This window comes from Kitasatospora sp. NPDC047058 (assembly GCF_040643935.1).
In the GTDB taxonomy this organism is placed as follows: domain Bacteria; phylum Actinomycetota; class Actinomycetes; order Streptomycetales; family Streptomycetaceae; genus Kitasatospora.
Window position 1 is genome coordinate 1 of record NZ_JBEYVJ010000069.1, and the last position, 17,993, is coordinate 17,993.

Sequence of the window (17,993 nt, forward strand, 5' to 3'; positions counted from 1 at the left end):
GGGTCGTCCCGGTGGCGCTGGTCGGCGTCGGCCTGGTGCTGCTGGTCGCGTCGAGTGCCACCCGCCGGCGGCACAGGGGCACCGGACCGGGGGCGGCTCAGGCCCCGGGGGCGGCGGTCGGTGCGGCCGGCGCCGCGTGCCGGGCGAAGGCGGTCAGGGCTTCGCTCTTCACCAGCCAGGCCACGCCGAACGCGAAGACGGACACCGCCTCGCCCAGGTAGGGCAGGGTGAGCGGCGAGTCCCAGGCGAGGTGGAGCACGCCCGCCACGGCGACCACGGCGATGCACGCCACGATCACCCAGCCGCAGACCAGGTACACCCAGTCACGGGCGGGACGCCGCCCGCCGGTCGCCGGGGAGTCCGCGAAGAGCCGCAGGCAGAAGTACGCCAGAACGCCGAACAGCCCCGCGGCGAACAGGAGATGGAGCATGCCGACGGTGGTCTGGAGGGTGCTCGGATGCGGGGTGAGCGAGGCCGGCGGCTCCATGGGGAACAGCGCCACCAGGATCGCGAGCACCCCGGCCACCGAACTCAGCCGGTCCTCCCGGCGGTCGTGGCGGTAGCAGATCAGGAAGACGCCGATGGCGCAGAGGCCGCCGACGAAGACGTTGCGCATGTGGGTGTAGTACGACGCGCTCATCGAGCTGAGCAGCGCCACGCGGGCGGAGGTGAGGCTGTTGCCGACCGGCAGGACGATCGGCAGCAGGAATCCCACGGCACCGACGCCCAGCCGGAGGCGCCGCACGGTCTGCGCGTCCTGGTCCTGGTCATCGACGGCGAGTTGGTCGGATCGAACGGACATGGCACGGCCCCCTTGACGAGCTGAGGCTGTCGATCCGCGGCCGGACGGGCCGCGTCGCCGCATCACCGGGCGGCGGTCGCAGCGGAATGTACCCGCCCGGCACGACCGGGAACCCGGGCCCCGCGCACCGGTTCGGCAACGGTGACGGGCCGTCGGTCCGGCTCGCCGTCAGGCCGCCGCCGGACCGGCCACCGGATCACCGGCGAATCACCGCCGGGTCGCCGGCGAGGCGTCCGGCGGGAACCACGGCGTCCCGCCGTACGTCCCCCTTGGCGCACACTCCGCTGAACGACTCGACACGAGGAGTAACCGTGGCAGGCACCGACCCGAACGGCAGCACCGTGCACGTCGACCCACAGGCCCTGGCGGGGGCGGGCAAGACCGCGCTGGACTTCCGTCAGATCGTGCTGAGCACCGCCGGGGCCCTGGGGCCCGCGGCCACCGCCGCCGCCACCGGCCTGGCCGGCTGGCAGACCGCGGGTGCGCTCACCAAGCTGGCGCACACCTGGGAGAAGCAGTCGGACGCCCTCGCCGAGCGGCTCGGCCGCACCGGCGGCAACCTGGAGACCACCGCCCAGCAGTACCGTGCGACCGAGGCAGCCAACCAGGCCGCCTTCGAAGGGCGGTGAGCGCGGTGCTGACCGTCGACCAGGTCCGTGACGCCAACCTCGGCCCGCTCCGCTCGGCGGCGGGCGGCTGGATCGCCGAGTCGCAGTTCCTCGCCACCCTCGCCCGCCGCTACCGCGCCGAGGTCACCGAAGCCACGACCCGCAGCGGCTGGACGGGGCCGGCGGCCGACGCCGCCCGGGCGGCGATGGCCGACGACCAGCAGTGGCTGGACGCGGCCCAGCGGGAGGCGGCCGCGCTCGGCACTGCGCTGAGCACGGCCGCGGCCGAGTTCGACGCGGCGCAGCGCGCGCTCGTCCAGGCCCTGGACGACGCCGCTCGGCTGGGGGTGACGGTGTCCTCCGACGGCGGCGTCAGCTGGCCCGCGTCGGAGCGCAACGATCCCGACGTCGCGTCCGGCGACCTCCACCTCAAGGCCGGCGAGCTGCACGGGCGGATCTTCGACGCCCTGCAGAAGGCCACCCTGGCGGACCAGGAGGCGGCCCGGGACATCACCGACGACCTCGGCATCCGGGAGGACGCCTTCAACGCCACCGCCCACGACGGCCGCCGGGCCGATCCCGCCACCATCCTGGCCGGCTACCAGGTGAAGGACGACCCGCACGGCACGGTGAAGTACCCGGACCCGGTCACGGCATGGCTCCTGGGCATCGACCGGCACAAGATCACCGCGACCGAGGCGGCCATGCTGAACGGGCTCACGGTCTGGGCCCGCAAGGACTTCATGGAGATCGAGGGGCAGGCCGCGGACGCCGCATCGACGAGGTTCTCCCCCGTCAACGGCGAGAACGACAGCCACCGGGACGCGTTCCGGCACGCGTACTGGAACGCCCTGATGACGCAGCGCTACGGCGAGGACTGGACCAAGCGCTACGCCAGCGCGCACGAGCAGCTGCCGAAGAACCCCGGCGACCGGGAGGCCATGGACCTCTACAACAACGAGGTCGGCCGACGGATCGCGATGGCGAATCCGCACGCCTCGGACGAGGAACTGGCGCGGCTGGTGGAGGAGGCCGTCCGGCGCGGCGACACGGTGGTGATCCCGCCGGGCGGCGGCGCCCTGGCCTACAGCGACCAGGTCGCGGACGGGCAGACCGGCAAGAGCAACGGCAGGCCGTTCGACGGCAAGGGGCGGGACCCGGGCGGCGTGCCGTCGGAGCTGAAGTCCTGATGGCGGCCCGCCGGGGTGCGGTACCGGTCGTCGCCGGGCTGCTCGCCGCACTGCCGGCGGGTGCGGTCGTCGCCGGGTGCGCCGAGCAGGAGGAGCCGGTGCAGGCCGTGATCAGCGCCGAACTGGACCGGGAGCTGGACGCGTTGGGGCCCTCCGGCCAGGGCGGGCTGACGCTGGCGGCACCGGCGGGGCTGGACTGGGACACCGTGTACGTGTTCGGCCCGGGCACCCGGGACGACGTGATCTCGGAGGTGGTCGGCGATCCGGTGCGCTGGGAGGAGCAGGACGTCTCCCGGTCGTCGTCCGAGCTGATGGTCTTCGTCGACCAGGGCGAGGCCGTCGGCGCCTACGAGATCGCCGTCGGGTTCGGCCCGGCCGACTACCGGCGCCCGCTGCACCGGGAGGTCCGGCTGGCCGCCGCCACCGGGGTCGAGGCGGCGGTCCGCGTGGTCGGCCAGTAGGAGGCGGACGGGGGTGGCCGGCCGGCGGACTCGAAGGTGCCGGCCGGCCCCGACGGGTCAGCGCCCGACCTCGCGGGCGCGGTAGTCCTCGACGGTCTCGCGGCGGATCAGCAGGCGAATGCGCCCGTCCCGGACGGCGGCGACGGCCGGGCGGCCGACCAGGTTGTAGCCGGAGGCCATCGAGAGCTGGTAGGCGCCCGCGGCGGGGACGGCCAGGAGGTCGCCCGGGCGCAGGTCGGCGGGCAGGACGGCGTCGCGGACCAGCACGTCGCCGGCCTCGCAGTGCCGCCCGACGACGTCGAAGGTCCCGGCGGGCCCGCCGCCGGCCCGCCCGATCGCCCGGACGGTGTACGCCGAGCCGTAGAGGGCCGGGCGCGGGTTGTCGCTCATCCCGCCGTCGACGGCGGCGAAGGCCCGGCCGTCTCCGGTGTGCTTCACCGACAGCACGCGGTACAGGGCCACCCCGGCGGGCGCCGCGACCGCCCGGCCGGGCTCGACCAGCAGCCGGGGGACGGCGAGGCCGTGTGCGGCGCAGCGGTCGGCCAGGCGGGCGGTGACCGCGGCGGCGAAGGCGGCGGGGTCGAGCTCCTCGCCGCCTGGGAGGTAGCGGACGCCGTGGCCGCCACCGAGGTCGAGTTCGGGCAGCTCGACGCCGTGCCGGTCGCGGATCTCCGCCAGCAGGCCGACCAGGCGGTCCACCGCGGCCAGGTAGGGCTCGGTGCCGGTGATCTGGGAGCCGAGGTGGCAGTGCAGGCCCGCGAGTTCGAGGCCGGGCAGGCCGAGGATCCGGCGCACCGCCTCGGCCGCGTCGCCGCCGGTGATCCGGAAGCCGAACTTCTGGCCCTCGACGCCGGTCTGCACGGCGCTGTGGTGCCCGGCCGCGATGCCGGGCAGGACGCGCACCAGGACGCGCTGCGGGGTGTCGGCGACGGCGAGGGCGGCCAGCCGGGGGATCTCCGCGAGGCCGTCGACGACGATCCGGCCGACCCGGAGCCGGCGGGCGAGGCGCAGTTCCTCCGGGGTCTTGGCGTTGCCGTGCAGCAGGATCCGCCCGGGCGGGAAGCCGGCCGCGGCGGCCAGGCGGAGTTCACCGGCCGAGCAGACGTCCAGGCCGAGCCCCTCGTCGGCGACCCAGTCGGCCATGGCGCTGCACAGGAAGGCCTTGGCGGCGTAGTAGACGTCGGCGTGCGGCAGGGCGCGGCGGAAGGCCCGGGCGCGGGCCCGCACCTCCCCCTCGTCCAGGACGTACAGCGGGGTGCCGAACCGGTCGGCGGCCTCGGTCAGGCCGACACCGCCGATCAGAAGGTCGCCGTCGCGGCCGGGGCGGGCCGAGGCGGGCCAGGGGCTGCCGACCGGGCGGGCGCCGGCCGGGTGCGGCGGTTCCGCGGGGCGGCCGCCGGGCGGGAGGGTGGAGAGGGTGGTCATGGCAGAGGCGCTCCCAGTGAGGGCGGTGCGGGCCGGGTTTCCCGGGGGTCAGTCCGCGTAGGACATCGCGTGGCGGCAGTGCACGGCGGCGGTGCGGCGCTCCGGCTCCGGGGCCGGCCCGTTCCCGGCGGAGCGGGAGCCTGCGGACGCGGGCCGCGCGGCGTACGCGGGAGGCGCGCCGGGCTCGGGCGGGGCGGGCTCGGGCGGGGTGCTGCGGAGCTGGTGGTCGGTCATGGCCTGGCGCTTCCTTCCGGTCGCGGCGGGGCCGTCGGAGAGGTCCCTCCCGCCAGTCCAGTGCAGACCCTCCCGTGCCGGAAAGCACCCCGCCTTGACGCATGGCCTACGCGGAACGGGCCCGCCTTGACGGCACGTTGACGCCGCCAGGCCGGTGACCGCGGGGGCGGACGGGCCTCGGGGCCGGCGGGTGGCCGAGCTCGGCCACCGCCTCCCTGCGCCCCGGCACCCCGTACGCCCCGGCACCGGCGGCCAGCCGTCAGACGAACGTCTTACACGTACGTCTTGCACGTTCGTCCAACACTCCGCTAGAGTCCTACTCGTCGTCAACCGAACGAGGGGGAACCCACCATGACCAGCACCACCGCCAACGAGGCCACCGCCACCCGCTCCGAGCTCGTCATCGACGGCCGCCGGCTGTCCTACCTGGACTTCGGCGGCACCGGCCGCCCGCTGGTGGCGCTGCACGGGCACCTCTCCGAGGGCGCCACCTTCGCCGCCCTGGCCGCGGCGCTCGGCCCCGAGTGGCGCGTCATCGCCCCGGACCAGCGCGGCCAGGGCGAGTCCGACCGCACCGACGACTACTCCCGCGAGGGCTACCTCGGCGACGTCGAAGCCCTGCTGGACCACCTGGGGCTGCCGCAGGCCGTCCTGCTCGGCCACTCCCTCGGCGCCGTCAACGCCTACCAGTTCGCCGCCCGCCACCCCGAGCGGGTCACCGCCCTCGTCAACGCCGAGGCCCCGGCCGCGCTCGGCCTCGACGGTTCGAACCCCTTCGGCTTCCTGCTGAACCTCCCCTACGACGCGCCCACCCGCGACGCGCTGGTGACCGGCCTCGGTCCGGCCGCGCCCTACTTCGCGGACCGGCTGCGGGAGAACGCCGACGGCAGCTGGCGGCTGCCCTTCCACCCGCAGGAGATGTACCGGTCGGAGGACCTGGTGCACGGCGACCACTGGGCCGACTGGACGGCCACCACCTGCCCGGCCCTCCTGGTCCACGGCAGCAGGGGCGTCATCCCGGCCGAGCAGGTCCGGGCGATGGTGGAGCGCCGGCCCGGCACCACCGCCGTCGAGCTGGACGCCGACCACCTCGTCTACACCGCCGCCCCGGAGGCCTTCGCCGAGGCGGTCCGTTCCTTCCTCGCCACCCTCTGAACCACCCGGGCCCGATCCGGGCCTACCGGTCGGGTGGCGCCGGGGCACCACCCGACCGGTAGGCTCGGCCGCCCGTCACGGAGAGCGCCGGAGGGCGACATGACCGTTCATCACCTGGACTGCGCCACGATGTGCCCGCTCGGCGGCCGGCTGCTGATCGGCAGCGGCGGGCCGCTGGTCGGGCGACTGTCGGCGCACTGCCTGCTGGTCGAGGGCGCCGGGGGGCTGCTCCTGGTCGACACCGGGTTCGGGACCGGCGACCTCGCCGACCCCCGGCGGCTCGGGCGGACGCTCCGCTGGGCGGCCCGGCCCCGGCTCGACGCGGCGGCCACCGCGGTGCAGCGGATCCGCGCGCTGGGCCACGACCCGCGCGACGTCCGGCACATCGTGGTCACCCACCTCGACCCGGACCACGCCGGCGGGCTCGGCGACTTCCCGCACGCCCGCGTCCACGTCCTCGCCGACGAGCTCCGCGCCGCGCTCGCCCCGGCGAACCGGGCCGAACGGGACCGCTACCGCAGCGCCCAGTGGGCGCACGACCCGCACTGGGCGGAGCACCGGCCGGACGCCGCCGACGAGGACTGGTACGGCTTCCGCGCCGTCCCCGTCCTGCCCGGCGACGCACCCGACTTCCTGCTGGTCCCGCTGCCCGGCCACAGCCGCGGTCACTGCGGCGTCGCGGTCCGGGACGCGGACCGCTGGCTGCTGCACTGCGGCGACGCCTACTTCTCGCACACCGACATCGACCCGGCCGGCCTCCGCCGCCCGCCCGGCCTCACCGCCTTCCAGCATCTGGTGGCCGCCGACAACCCCACCCGGCTGGCCAACCTCTCCCGCCTGCGGGAGCTGCGCCGCAACCACGACGCCGAGGTCCGCCTGATCTGCGCCCACGACCCCCGCGAACTCCCCCAGGGGCCTGCCCACCGCCCCTAGCTTGATCTTTGACCAGTCAGGCTCCACGGGCGCGGGACGCGAGGCGGTCGGCGAACTCGACGACGAGGTCGCGCAGTTCACCGGGGCGCTCGACGACGAACGGCCGGTCGAGTGCGGCGAGTGCCGGCGGCACCCAGTCGAGCCGCTCCGCCCGCAGCTCGACGCGCAGCCAGCGCTCGGCCGCCCCGTCCCCGACCGCACCGTCCCCGACCGCCGCGGGCTCGTGCTCCTCCAGGCTCGCGACAGCGGCGGGAAAGCGGGCGCGGACCTGCTCGACCGTCCCGTGGATCCGCAAGGTCACCTCATGCCGGTACCCGGCCGTGGCGAACCCCGACAACACGCGCTCCGCCGGACCGGGGCCCTCCGGCGCCTCGAAGGAGCCGGGCAGGGTCCGCGCGTCCGCGATGCGATCGAGCCGGAAGGTCCGGTCCTCGCCGATCCGGGCGTCCTTTCCCGTGACGTACCACCGGCCCGCGTGGGTGACGATCCCGTACGCGTGCAGCGTGCGGTCGCTGCGCCGTCCGTCGCGGTCGGTGTAGCGGATCGAGACCGGCCGGCGGTGGCGCACCGCATCGGCGACGGTCAGCAGGACCCCGCCGTCCGGACTGTCGGACTCTCCGGGCTGTTCCGTGAAGGCGAGGGATTCCAGGAGTGCGTCGAGCCGGCGGGCGAGGTGCCTGGGCAGCACCCGCCGGATCTTGGCCGACGCCGTCTCGCCCGCCGTGCGCTGCGCCGTCGTCAGCCCTGCCCGGCGGCCGGCGACCAGGCCGAGCAGCACGGCCAGCGCCTCGTCGTCGCCGAGCATGAGCGGAGGCAGGCGGTACCCGGGGGCGAGCCGGTACCCGCCGTAGCGGCCGCGCACCGACTCCACGGGCACGTCGAGGTCGATCAGCTGGTCCACGTACCGCCGCACGGTGCGTCCTTGGACGCCGAGCCGGTCGGCGAGTTCGGCCACGGTCCGGGTGCCGCCCGACTGCAGCAGCTCCAGGAGTGTCAGCACGCGGCCGGTGGGTCGAGGCATAGGCACAACGTAGCGCGAATACAGGACCGATTCTGTCCACTATCCCTCCTAGTCTGCGACGTGCACGCCTCCAGCAGAGCCAAGGAGAATCCCATGGAGTTCGTCTCGATCCGCATCATCACCGGCGACGTGGCGCGTCTCGTCGCGTTCTACGAGCAGGCCACCGGAGTGCCGGCGACGTGGGCCACCGAGGACTTCGCCGAACTCAGGACCGCGGGCGCCACCCTCGCGATCGCCGGCACCCGCACCGTTCCGCTGTTCGCCCCGGGCTCGGCCCGCCCGGCGGACAACCACAGCGTGATCACCGAGTTCCTCGTCGACGACGTGGACCGCGTCCACCGGAACCTGACCGGCTTCGTGACCGACTTCGTCGCCGGGCCCACCACGATGCCCTGGGGGAACCGGTCGCTGCTGTTCCGCGACCCCGACGGCAACCTCGTCAACTTCTTCACCCCCGTCACCCCGGCGGCCGTCGAGAAGTTCGCCCGATGACGCCACGCACGACCGCCCGCGCGGCACACCGGGAACCGGACCCTCCCACCCCTGAAACCGCGCACGCCTATTGACTCTTTTTCCAACAGTGGCGATTCTCGTCACACCGAGTGCGCGGTTCATGACAGCCGGCCCGGACGGGTTCCGCGCGCCCCGGACGGTGCCCGGTGGTCGGCCGCGCCACCCCCCTCACCTCGGACACGGGTGGTGACCCATGCACCAACTCCCCCATCGCAGACGCGGATTAGTCGCCCTTCTGGCCGCACTCCTCACCCTGGCCGCCATGCTGCTCGGCGCTCCGGCGCCGGCGGCACCGGCCGACACGGGCTGGTGGAACCCCACCGCACGGCCCGCGCCCGACTCACAGGTCAACGTCACGGGTGAGCCCTTCCGCGGGACCGACGCCCAGGGGCGGGTCCGGGGCTTCGTCGACGCGCACGACCACATCATGGCCAACGAGGGCTTCGGCGGCCGGCTCATCTGCGGCAAGTCCTTCTCCCAGGACGGGATCGCGGACGCCCTGAAGGACTGTCCCGAGCACTACCCCGACGGGTCGCTCGCCATCTTCGACTTCATCACCAAGGGCGGCGACGGCAAGCACGACCCGGTCGGCTGGCCGACCTTCAAGGACTGGCCGGCCCACGACTCGCTCACCCACCAGCAGAACTACTACGCCTGGATCGAACGGGCCTGGCGCGGCGGCCAGCGGGTGCTGGTCAACGACCTGGTCACCAACGGGGTGATCTGCTCGGTCTACTTCTTCAAGGACCGCAGCTGCGACGAGATGACGTCGATCCGCCTCCAGGCCCAGAAGACGTACGAGCTGCAGTCCTACATCGACACGATGTACGGCGGGCCGGGCAAGGGCTGGTTCCGGATCGTCACCGACAGCGCGCAGGCCCGCGAGGTGGTCAAGCAGGGCAAGCTGGCCGTCGTCCTCGGGGTGGAGACCTCCGAGCCGTTCGGCTGCAAGCAGATCCTCGACATCGCCCAGTGCAGCAAGGCGGACATCGACCGCGGCCTGGACGAGCTGTACGGGCTGGGCGTGCGCAGCATGTTCCTCTGCCACAAGTTCGACAACGCGCTCTGCGGGGTGCGCTTCGACGAGGGCGCGCTCGGCACGGCGATCAACGTCGGCCAGTTCCTCTCCACCGGCACCTTCTGGAAGACCGAGAAGTGCGCCGGGCCGCAGCACGACAACCCGATCGGCCTCGCCCCGGCGCCGGAGGCGCAGAAACAGCTCCCGGCGGGGGTGGCGGTGCCGGCCTACGCGGACGACGCGCAGTGCAACAGCCGCGGGCTGACCGAGCTCGGCGAGTACGCGGTGCGCGGGATGATGAAACGCAAGATGATGCTCGAGGTCGACCACATGAGCGTCAAGGCGGCCGGGCGCTCGTTCGAGATCCTGGAGTCCGAGTCCTACCCGGGCGTGATCTCCTCGCACAGCTGGATGGACCTCGACTGGACCGAGCGGGTCTACAAGCTCGGCGGTTTCGTCGCCCAGTACATGCACGGCGCCGAGGGGTTCACCGCGGAGGCCAAGCGCACCGAGGCGCTGCGCGACAAGTACCACGTGGGGTACGGCTACGGCACCGACATGAACGGCGTCGGCGGCTGGCCCGGCCCGCGCGGGGCGGACACCGCCAACCCGGTGCACTACCCGTTCCGCAGCGCGGACGGCGGCTCCCTCATCGACCGGCAGACCACCGGCTCGCGCACCTGGGACATCAACACGGACGGCGCCGCGCACTACGGCCTGGTGCCGGACTGGCTGGAGGACATCCGGCAGGTCGGCGGCCAGGACGTGGTGGACGACCTCTTCCGCGGCGCGGAGTCCTACCTCACCACCTGGGGGGCGTCGGAGCAGCACCGGGCGTCGGTGAACCTGGCCGCGGGCCACCCGGCCGCGGCCAGCACCACCGAGTGGTGGAACCCGTTCGTCAGTTACGCGCCCGGCCGGGCGGTGGACGGCGACACGGGCACCCGCTGGGCCAGCGAGTGGAGCGACGACCAGTGGCTCCAGGTCGACCTCGGGTCCACCGGCCTGGTCGGGCGCGTCACGCTGGACTGGGAGCGCGCCTACGGGCGGGCCTACCGGATCGAGGTCTCCACCGACGGCAGCACCTGGCAGTCGGTGTGGTCCACCACCACCGGGGACGGCGGGCTGGACACCGCACGGTTCACCGGCGTCCCGGCCCGGTTCGTGCGCGTCCACGGGGTGCAGCGCGGCACCCAGTGGGGCTACTCGCTCCACGAGGTCGGCGTCTACAGCGGCTAGGACGGTCCGGACGGGTCCGGGCCGGGAGCCCCGCGCGGCTCCCGGCCCGGACCCGTCCGCCGGTTCCTACTGCGGGGTGACGTAGGCCCCGGAGATGCCGCCGTCGACCAGGAAGGTGTTGGCGGTCATGAAGGAGGAGTCGTCCGAGGCCAGGAAGGCCACGGCGGCGGCGATCTCCTCGGGCTCGGCGAACCGGCCGAGCGGGATGTGCACCAGGCGGCGGGCGGCCCGCTCCGGGTCCTTGGCGAACAGCTCCTGGAGCAGCGGGGTGTTGACCGGCCCCGGGCAGAGCGCGTTGACCCGGATGCCCTCGCGGGCGAACTGCACGCCCAGCTCGCGGGACATCGCCAGCACGCCGCCCTTGGAGGCGCTGTAGGAGATCTGCGAGGTGGCCGCGCCCATCACCGCCACGAAGGAGGCGGTGTTGATGATGGAGCCCTTGCCCTGGCGCTGCATGTGCGGGATGGCGTACTTGCAGCACAGGTAGACGGAGGTCAGGTTGACCTCCTGGACGCGCTTCCAGGCGTCCAGGCCGGTGACGAGGATGGAGTCGTCGTCGGGCGGGGAGATGCCCGCGTTGTTGAACGTGATGTCGAGCCGGCCGTACTCGTCGACGGCGCGCTGGAAGAGGTCCCGGACCGCCGCCTCGTCGGTGACGTCGACCTGGACGAAGAGGCCGCCGACCTCGTTGGCCGCCTTGGCCCCGGTCTCCGGGTCGAGGTCGGCGCAGACCACCTTGGCCCCCTCGGCGGCGAAGCGGCGGGCGGTGGCCAGGCCGATGCCGCTGCCCGCGCCGGTGATGACGGCCACCCGGCCGTCGAGTCGCTGCGTCATGTTGATCATTCCTCCGTGGCGATGAAGACGTTCTTGGTCTGGGTGAAGGCGTCGAGCGCGTCCGGGCCGAGCTCGCGGCCGAGACCGGACTGCTTGAAGCCGCCGAACGGCGTGCTGTAGCGGACCGAGGAGTGCGAGTTGACGGAGAGGTTGCCGGCCTCGACCCCGCGGGAGACCCGCAGCGCCCGGCCGACGTCCCTGGTCCAGATGGAGCCGGAGAGGCCGTACTCGGTGGCGTTGGCGATGCGCACGGCGTCCTCCTCGTCGCGGAACGGGACGACGGTGACCACCGGGCCGAAGATCTCCTCGGTGAACGCCCGGTCGTCGGGCCGGACGGGCGCCAGCACCGTCGGCGGGTACCAGAAGCCGGGGCCCGCGGGGGCGCTGCCGCGGAAGGCGACGGGCGCGTCCGCGCCGACGTACGAGGAGACCCTCGCGTGGTGCGCCGCCGAGATCAGCGGGCCCATCTCGGTCTTCTCGTCGCCGGGGTCGCCCACCCGCACGCCGCGGACGGCGGGTTCCAGCAGCGCCATGAACTCGTCGTGGACGGAGGCCTGGACCAGGATGCGGGAGCGCGCGCAGCAGTCCTGGCCGGCGTTGTCGAACACGGCGTAGGGGGCGGTGGCGGCGGCCTTGGCGAGGTCGGCGTCGGCGAACACGATGTTGGCGCTCTTGCCGCCGAGTTCGAGGGTGACCGGCTTCACCTGGGCGGCGCAGCCCGCCATGATCTCCTTGCCGACCCGGGTGGAGCCGGTGAAGACCACCTTCCGGACGTCGGGGTGGGTGACGAAGCGCTGTCCGGCCACCGCGCCGCGGCCGGGCAGGATCTGCAGCACGTCCTCGGGGAGGCCGGCCTGCAGGGCGAGTTCGCCGAGGCGGATGGCGGTGAGCGGGGTGAGTTCGGCCGGCTTGACGATGACGGTGTTGCCGGCGGCGAGGGCCGGGGCCAGGGCCCAGGCGGCGATCGGCATCGGGAAGTTCCACGGCACGATGACGCCGACCACGCCGAGCGGTTCCTGGAAGGTGACGTCGAGGCCGCCGGCCACCGGGATCTGCCGGCCGAACAGCCGCTCGGGCGCCGCGGCGTAGTACTCGATGACGTCGCGCGCGTTGCCGGCCTCCCAGCGGGCGTTGCCGATGGTGTGGCCGGCGTTGGCGACCTCCAGGGCGGCGAGGTGCTCGCGGTCGGCGTCGACGGCGGCGGCGAAGGCGCGCAGCAGCCGGGCGCGGTCGGCGGGGGCGACGCGGCGCCAGGTGTCGAAGGCGGCCTTGGCGCGGGCGACGGCGGCGTCGGTCTCGGCGAGGCCGGCCAGTTCGACGGTGGCGATCACCTCCTCGGTGGCCGGGTTGACCACCTCGAAGAGGTCGGGTTCGGTCATCGGGCGGTCTCCCTGTGGCTCGCGGTGACGAGGGCGTGGAACAGGCGGGGGTCGTCGGGGTCGGTCTCGGGGTGCCACTGGACGGCCAGCGCGAAGCGGCGGCCGGGCAGTTCGAGGGCCTCGACGGTGCCGTCGGCGCTGTGGGCGGTGGCGTGCAGTCCGTCGCCGAGCCGGTCGACGGCCTGGTGGTGGTAGCAGGAGACCTCGGCGGAGGGGCCGAGGACGGCGCCGGCCCGGCTGCCGCCGGCCACGTCGACGCGGTGGCGGACGAAGCCGGCCGGGACGATCTGGTGGCTGCGGTCGGGCAGGTGCTGGACGAGCGTGCCGCCGAGGGCGACGTTGAGCAGTTGCATGCCGCGGCAGACGCCGAGCAGCGGCAGGTCGCGGTCGAGGGCGCCGCGCAGCAGGGTCAGCTCCCAGTCGTCGCGGGCCGGGTGCGGCGGCCCGGTGCGCGGGTCGGCGGCGGCGCCGTAGCGGGCCGGGTCGATGTCGGGGCCGCCGGCCAGCACCAGCCCGTCCAGCACGTCGAGCAGCCGGCCGGCGCCGCCGGGCTGCGGCGGCAGCAGCACCGGGGTGCCGCCGGCCCGGGAGACCGCGTCGACGTAGGTCTGCGGGACGAGCGAGGCGCGTTGCCGCCAGACCGCCCAGGCGGCCTCGTCCTGGTAGCTGGTGATGCCGATCAGCGGCCTCGGGTGGTCCTCGTGGTGCACGGTCGGTGTCCTTGGTTCGCGGGCTCTCGGGGGGTCGCGGCCGGTCGCGGGGTCACAGGCGCTCGAAGCCCCGGCGCCGTTCCCAGTCGGTCACCGCCCGGTCGTAGGCGGCGAGTTCGACCCGGCCGGCGTGGGCGTAGTGGCGGACGACGTCCTTGCCGAAGGCGGCCCCGGCGACGGCGCTCTGCTCGAAGGCGGCGACCGCGTCGCGCAGGTTGGCCGGCACCCGGGGGGCGTCGGAGGCGTACGCGTTGCCGGTGAACTCCGGCTCCAGTTCGAGCTGTTGCTCGATGCCGTGCAGGCCGGCCGCGATCAGGGCGGCGACCGCGAGGTACGGGTTGACGTCGCCGCCGGGGGCGCGGTTCTCGAAGCGCAGCGAGGGGCCGTGGCCGACCACGCGCAGGGCGCAGGTGCGGTTGTCCCGCCCCCAGGCGATGGCGGTGGGCGCGAAGCTGCCGGGCACGTACCGCTTGTAGGAGTTGACGGTCGGGGCGAACAGCAGCGCGAAGTCGGCCAGGCAGGCGAGCTGTCCGGCGAGGAAGTGCTCCATGGTGCGGGAGAAGCCGTACGGGCGGTCGCCGGCGAAGACCGGCGCGCCCTGCTCGTCGCGCAGGCTGAGGTGGATGTGGCAGGAGTTGCCCTCGCGCTCGTCGTACTTGGCCATGAACGTGAGGCTGTAGCCCTCCTGGGCGGCGATCTCCTTGGCGCCGGTCTTGTAGACGGAGTGGTCGTCGCAGGTGGTGAGGGCGTCGGCGTACTTGAAGGCGATCTCGTGCTGGCCGAGGTTGCACTCGCCCTTGGCGGACTCGACGGTCAGGCCGGCGCCGGCCATGCCGTTGCGCAGCCGGCGCAGCAGGGGCTCGATCCGGCCGGTGCCGAGCACGGAGTAGTCGACGTTGTACTGGTTGGCCGGGGTGAGCCGGGCGTAGTCCTTGTCCCAGGCCTGTTCGTAGGTGTCCCGGAAGACGATGAACTCCAGCTCGGTGGCGGCGTAGGCCTGCCAGCCGTAGCCGGCCAGGCGGTCCAGCTGGCGGCGCAGGACCTGGCGCGGGGAGACGGCGACGGGCGCGCCGTCGTGGTGGGTGACGTCGCACTGGACCATCACGGTGGCGGGGTGCCAGGGCACCGCCCGCAGGGTGGCGAGGTCGGGGCGGAGCGTGAGGTCGCCGTAGCCGCTCTCCCAGGAGGAGATGTCGTAGCCGTCCACGGTGTTCATGTCGACGTCGACGGCGAGCAGGTAGCCGCAGCCCTCGGCGGCGTTGGGCACCACGTCGGTGAGGAAGTACTTGGCGGCGACGCGCTTGCCCTGGAGGCGTCCCTGCATGTCGGTCATCGCGAGCACGACGGTGTCGACGGACCCGTCGGCGACGCGGGCGCGCAGTTCGTCGAGCGTGAGCCGGGGGGTGGTCATCGGGTCTCCAGTTCGGCGTCCAGGGCGGCCGGGCCGGGCGTGGTCTCGTGGATGCGCGGGCCGGTGAACCAGTGGCGGGCGGAGGCGAGCCACCAGAGGCCGGCGAAGCCGACCACGACGGTGACGGCCACCGGGGTGTAGTTGAAGGTCTCGGCGGTGATCGGGTTGACGGTGGGGAGCATGAACAGGACGGTGATCACGGCCGTCCAGCCGACGGCGACGGTGCCGATGATCCCGCTCCAGCGGCCCAGGTGCCAGGGGCCACGCGGGAAGGCGTCGCCCTGGCGCAGCCGCAGGTAGACCGGGATGACGTAGGAGATGTACAGGCCGATCACCGAGATCGAGGTGACGGCGGTGTACGCGGTGGAGTTCCAGAGCGCGGGCAGGCCGAGCAGCAGGGCGCCGCCGGTCGCCAGCCAGACCGCGTTGGTGGGGGTCTGGGTGCGCGGGTCGATGCGGTGCCAGAGCGAGGAGCCGGGCAGGGCGCCGTCCCGGGAGAAGGCGTAGATCATCCGGGAGTTGGCGGTGACGGAGGCCATGCCGCAGAAGAACTGGGCGCCGATGACGATCAGCAGCAGCAGTTCGGCGCCGTTGGTGCCGATCGCGTCGATGAAGATCTGGGCGGGGGCCACGCCGGTGTCGCTGCCGAGCGCGCCGTCGTAGTCGCGGATGGCGAAGGTGATGCCGAGCAGCAGGACCCAGCCGGCCACCAGGGAGACGGTGATGGCGTTGACGATGCCGCGCGGGCCGGAGCGGGCGGCGTCCCGGGTCTCCTCGGTCATGTGCGCCGAGGCGTCGTAGCCGGTGAGGGTGTACTGGGCGAGCAGCAGGCCGAGCATCGCCACGTAGAACTGGTTGTGGAAGCCGGTGTTGTTGACGAACTCGGTGAAGACGAAGGAGGCGGAGGCGTGCTCGTCGGGCAGCAGGACGAGGGCGCCGACGATGACGGCGACGCCGACCAGGTGCCACCAGACGGACAGGTTGTTCAGGAAGGAGACGAGGCGGACGCCGCGGGTGTTGAGCAGGCCGTGCAGCAGCAGGATGACGGCGAAGATCTCCACGGTGTGCGCGGGGGTGGCCTCGAAGCCGAACTGGAGGGTGAGGAAGGCGTTGGTGAAGAAGGCGGCGCCGTAGTCGACGCCGGCGGTCACCGCGACCTGGCCGAGGAAGTTGAACCAGCCGGTGAACCAGCTCCAGGCCGCGCCGCGGCTGCGGGCCAGCTTGGCGGACCAGTAGTAGAGGCCGCCCGCGGTCGGGTAGCTGGAACAGATCTCGGCCATCGCCAGGCCGACGCAGAGCGTCAGCAGGCCGACCACCGGCCAGCCCCAGATGATCATCGCGGGGCCGCCGGCGTTCATCCCCGTGCCGTAGAGGGTCAGGCAGCCGGAGAGGATCGAGACGATGGAGAAGGAGACGGCGAAGTTGGAGAAGCCGGACATCGAACGGGCGAGCTCCTGGGTGTAGCCGAGCTCGCGGAGCCGTTGTTCGTCCTCCGAAACGGGCGGTGCGTCCGCCGGAAACACCGGCGGGGCAGGGTGGTCGGTCGAGCGTTCGTCAGTCATGGGCACCCCTGGGGGTTGAGGTGTGCGGGCGGCGCGCGGCCACGGCGGTGTGGCTTCGCCCGTCCCGGAGGGTCGACGGTCCGACGGCTCTTCAATGGTCTGGAACCAGACCATTGGGGTGGTGAGCAGCATCGTTCACCCCCCGCCGGGGCCGCGTCAAGAGCGATACGGGCCACGATTTCCGGGCCGCGCGTAGGTACGATTCCGGCGTGGACGTGGACGAGGCACGCGAGCAGGCAGGCGAACAGGCGCGCGAACAGGCCCGTGAGCAGGCGCAGGCGCGTGAGCAGGCGCGCGTGGACTGGCACGCCGGGGCGATCTTCCGGCCCGTCCGGACCGGCAACGCCTTCGAGGAGACCGTCGAACGGCTGCTCCAGGCGATCAAGCTCGGCGTCTTCGGCCACGGCGACCGGCTGCCCGCCGAACGCGAACTCGCCGCCCGGCTCGGGGTCAGCCGCGAGACGCTGCGCGAGGCGCTGCGCACCCTGCAGCAGGCCGGCTGCGTCGAGCCGCGCCGCGGCCGCTACGGCGGCACCTTCGTCACCTACCGGATGCCGCCGCCGGACGTCACCGAGCTGCGCCGGGCCGCCCGCGACCTCGGCGGCGAACTGGAGGACGCGCTCACCTACCGGCTGGTCCTGGAGGCCGGCGCCGCCGAGGCCGCCGCCCGCCGCACCCTCTCCCCCGGGCAGCAGGCCCACCTGGAGGACCGGCTCGCCGAGCTGGAGGGCGCGCCCCCGGACCAGTACCGCCAGCTGGACTCCCGCTTCCACCTCGCCGTCGGCGAACTGGCCGGCTCCCCCACCCTGGCGGCCCGCATCGCCGAGGCCCGGATGCGGCTCAACGACCTGCTCAACGCCATCCCGATGCTGGAGCGCAACATCGAGCACGCCGCGGACCAGCACCGGGCGATGGTCCGGGCCATCCTCGACGGCGACGGCGAGGCCGCCCGCCGCGCCACCGAGGAGCACCTCGCCGCGACCGCCGCCCTGCTCCGCGGCTTCCTGACCTGACCCGACCCGGGCCGGTCGCCCTGCGTTCCGGGGCGGAATCCCGGCGTGACCTGCATTCCTGTCCGGATATCCTGGCCGGGTGAGCGAGAACCTTCCCCCCTGTCCCCGGTGCTCCGGCGAGTACACCTACGAGATGAACGCGCTGATGGTCTGCCCCGAGTGCGGCCACGAGTGGGCGCCCGCCGAGGGCGGCGCCGGCGAGGCCGCGGCGGCCGGCGAGCGGGTGGTCAGGGACTCGGTCGGCAACGTGCTCAGCGACGGCGACACCGTGACCGTGGTGAAGGCGCTCAAGGTCAAGGGCAGCCCGTCGGGCATCAAGGCGGGGACGAAGGTCCGCAACATCCGCCTGGTCGACGGCGTCGACGGCCACGACATCGACTGCCGGATCGAGGGCTTCGGGGCGATGCAGCTCAAGTCGAGCGTGGTCAAGAAGGCCTGACCCGGGCCCGCGAACGCATACGACGGAGGCCGCCAGGTGTACACCT

Annotated in this window: 18 protein-coding genes; 9 read left to right on the forward strand and 9 right to left on the reverse strand. The window is 73.6% G+C overall.

Features of this window, described 5'->3' with window-relative positions; all coding sequences use genetic code 11:
• Nucleotides 1-97 precede the first annotated feature (97 nt).
• Nucleotides 98-802, reverse strand: a complete 705-nt coding sequence (locus tag ABZ885_RS13800; protein WP_360187331.1) for a DUF998 domain-containing protein — start codon at nt 800-802, stop codon at nt 98-100.
• 311 nt (nt 803-1,113) lie between these two features.
• On the opposite strand from ABZ885_RS13800, the gene ABZ885_RS13805 reads away from it, so the two are divergent.
• From ABZ885_RS13805 to ABZ885_RS13815, 3 genes are read left to right on the forward strand one after another with little or no spacing between them, the layout of a single operon-like run.
• On the forward strand, nt 1,114-1,431 hold the full coding sequence (locus ABZ885_RS13805; protein ID WP_360187333.1) for a hypothetical protein: 318 nt from the start codon (nt 1,114-1,116) through the stop codon (nt 1,429-1,431).
• Nucleotides 1,428-2,600 carry a hypothetical protein gene (locus ABZ885_RS13810; RefSeq protein WP_360187334.1) on the forward strand — a complete coding sequence of 391 codons (1,173 nt, stop codon included), beginning with the start codon at nt 1,428-1,430 and terminating at the stop codon, nt 2,598-2,600. Before ABZ885_RS13805 ends, ABZ885_RS13810 begins: the two co-directional genes overlap by 4 nt.
• Nucleotides 2,600-3,061 carry a hypothetical protein gene (locus tag ABZ885_RS13815; protein ID WP_360187336.1) on the forward strand — a complete coding sequence of 154 codons (462 nt, stop codon included), beginning with the start codon at nt 2,600-2,602 and terminating at the stop codon, nt 3,059-3,061. The genes ABZ885_RS13810 and ABZ885_RS13815 overlap by 1 nt, the downstream gene beginning before the upstream one ends.
• A 57-nt stretch (nt 3,062-3,118) precedes the next feature.
• Here the strand turns inward: ABZ885_RS13815 and lysA are convergent, their stop codons facing one another.
• Nucleotides 3,119-4,486: a diaminopimelate decarboxylase gene (gene lysA / locus ABZ885_RS13820; protein ID WP_360187338.1), complete on the reverse strand. Its 1,368-nt coding sequence runs from the start codon at nt 4,484-4,486 to the stop codon at nt 3,119-3,121.
• Nucleotides 4,487-4,534: 48 nt separating this feature from the next.
• Entirely contained in the window at nt 4,535-4,720 is a 186-nt protein-coding gene (locus tag ABZ885_RS13825) for a hypothetical protein (protein ID WP_360187340.1), read from the reverse strand.
• 351 nt (nt 4,721-5,071) lie between these two features.
• Here ABZ885_RS13825 and ABZ885_RS13830 point away from each other — a divergent pair, with 351 nt between their 5' ends.
• Nucleotides 5,072-5,875 (forward strand): alpha/beta hydrolase, encoded by an 804-nt coding sequence (locus tag ABZ885_RS13830; protein ID WP_360187342.1) that lies wholly within the window; start codon nt 5,072-5,074, stop codon nt 5,873-5,875.
• Nucleotides 5,876-5,974: 99 nt separating this feature from the next.
• On the forward strand, nt 5,975-6,808 hold the full coding sequence (locus ABZ885_RS13835; protein ID WP_360187343.1) for an MBL fold metallo-hydrolase: 834 nt from the start codon (nt 5,975-5,977) through the stop codon (nt 6,806-6,808).
• Between the two features lie 16 nt (nt 6,809-6,824).
• Here ABZ885_RS13835 and ABZ885_RS13840 read toward each other — a convergent pair whose 3' ends face one another.
• Complete coding sequence (locus ABZ885_RS13840) at nt 6,825-7,829, reverse strand: YafY family protein (protein WP_360187345.1); 1,005 nt, start codon at nt 7,827-7,829, stop codon at nt 6,825-6,827.
• A 93-nt stretch (nt 7,830-7,922) separates the two neighbouring features.
• Here ABZ885_RS13840 and ABZ885_RS13845 point away from each other — a divergent pair, with 93 nt between their 5' ends.
• Together ABZ885_RS13845 and ABZ885_RS13850 are read left to right on the forward strand one after the other, a co-directional pair.
• Nucleotides 7,923-8,321, forward strand: a complete 399-nt coding sequence (locus ABZ885_RS13845; protein WP_360187347.1) for a VOC family protein — start codon at nt 7,923-7,925, stop codon at nt 8,319-8,321.
• A 214-nt stretch (nt 8,322-8,535) separates the two neighbouring features.
• Nucleotides 8,536-10,599, forward strand: a complete 2,064-nt coding sequence (locus ABZ885_RS13850; RefSeq protein ID WP_360187348.1) for a discoidin domain-containing protein — start codon at nt 8,536-8,538, stop codon at nt 10,597-10,599.
• 66 nt (nt 10,600-10,665) lie between these two features.
• On the opposite strand, the gene ABZ885_RS13855 is transcribed toward ABZ885_RS13850, so the two are convergent.
• The 5 genes from ABZ885_RS13855 to ABZ885_RS13875 are packed head-to-tail and all read right to left on the reverse strand — an operon-like array spanning nt 10,666 to nt 16,495.
• On the reverse strand, nt 10,666-11,433 hold the full coding sequence (locus ABZ885_RS13855; protein WP_360187350.1) for a 3-oxoacyl-ACP reductase: 768 nt from the start codon (nt 11,431-11,433) through the stop codon (nt 10,666-10,668).
• 5 nt (nt 11,434-11,438) lie between these two features.
• Nucleotides 11,439-12,812: an aldehyde dehydrogenase family protein gene (locus tag ABZ885_RS13860; RefSeq protein ID WP_360187352.1), complete on the reverse strand. Its 1,374-nt coding sequence runs from the start codon at nt 12,810-12,812 to the stop codon at nt 11,439-11,441.
• Entirely contained in the window at nt 12,809-13,522 is a 714-nt protein-coding gene (locus ABZ885_RS13865; RefSeq protein WP_360187353.1) for a gamma-glutamyl-gamma-aminobutyrate hydrolase family protein, read from the reverse strand. The genes ABZ885_RS13860 and ABZ885_RS13865 overlap by 4 nt, the downstream gene beginning before the upstream one ends.
• Before the next feature lie 52 nt (nt 13,523-13,574).
• Entirely contained in the window at nt 13,575-14,933 is a 1,359-nt protein-coding gene (locus tag ABZ885_RS13870) for a glutamine synthetase family protein (RefSeq protein WP_360187355.1), read from the reverse strand.
• Nucleotides 14,930-16,495, reverse strand: a complete 1,566-nt coding sequence (locus ABZ885_RS13875) for an amino acid permease (RefSeq protein WP_360187357.1) — start codon at nt 16,493-16,495, stop codon at nt 14,930-14,932. Before ABZ885_RS13875 ends, ABZ885_RS13870 begins: the two co-directional genes overlap by 4 nt.
• 209 nt (nt 16,496-16,704) lie before the next feature.
• On the opposite strand from ABZ885_RS13875, the gene ABZ885_RS13880 reads away from it, so the two are divergent.
• Both ABZ885_RS13880 and ABZ885_RS13885 read left to right on the forward strand, forming a co-directional pair.
• A complete protein-coding gene (locus ABZ885_RS13880) occupies nt 16,705-17,508 on the forward strand; it encodes a GntR family transcriptional regulator (protein ID WP_360187359.1) in 804 nt (267 codons plus the stop codon).
• Nucleotides 17,509-17,587: 79 nt separating this feature from the next.
• Nucleotides 17,588-17,947 (forward strand): zinc ribbon domain-containing protein YjdM, encoded by a 360-nt coding sequence (locus ABZ885_RS13885; protein WP_360187361.1) that lies wholly within the window; start codon nt 17,588-17,590, stop codon nt 17,945-17,947.
• Nucleotides 17,948-17,993 lie beyond the last annotated feature (46 nt).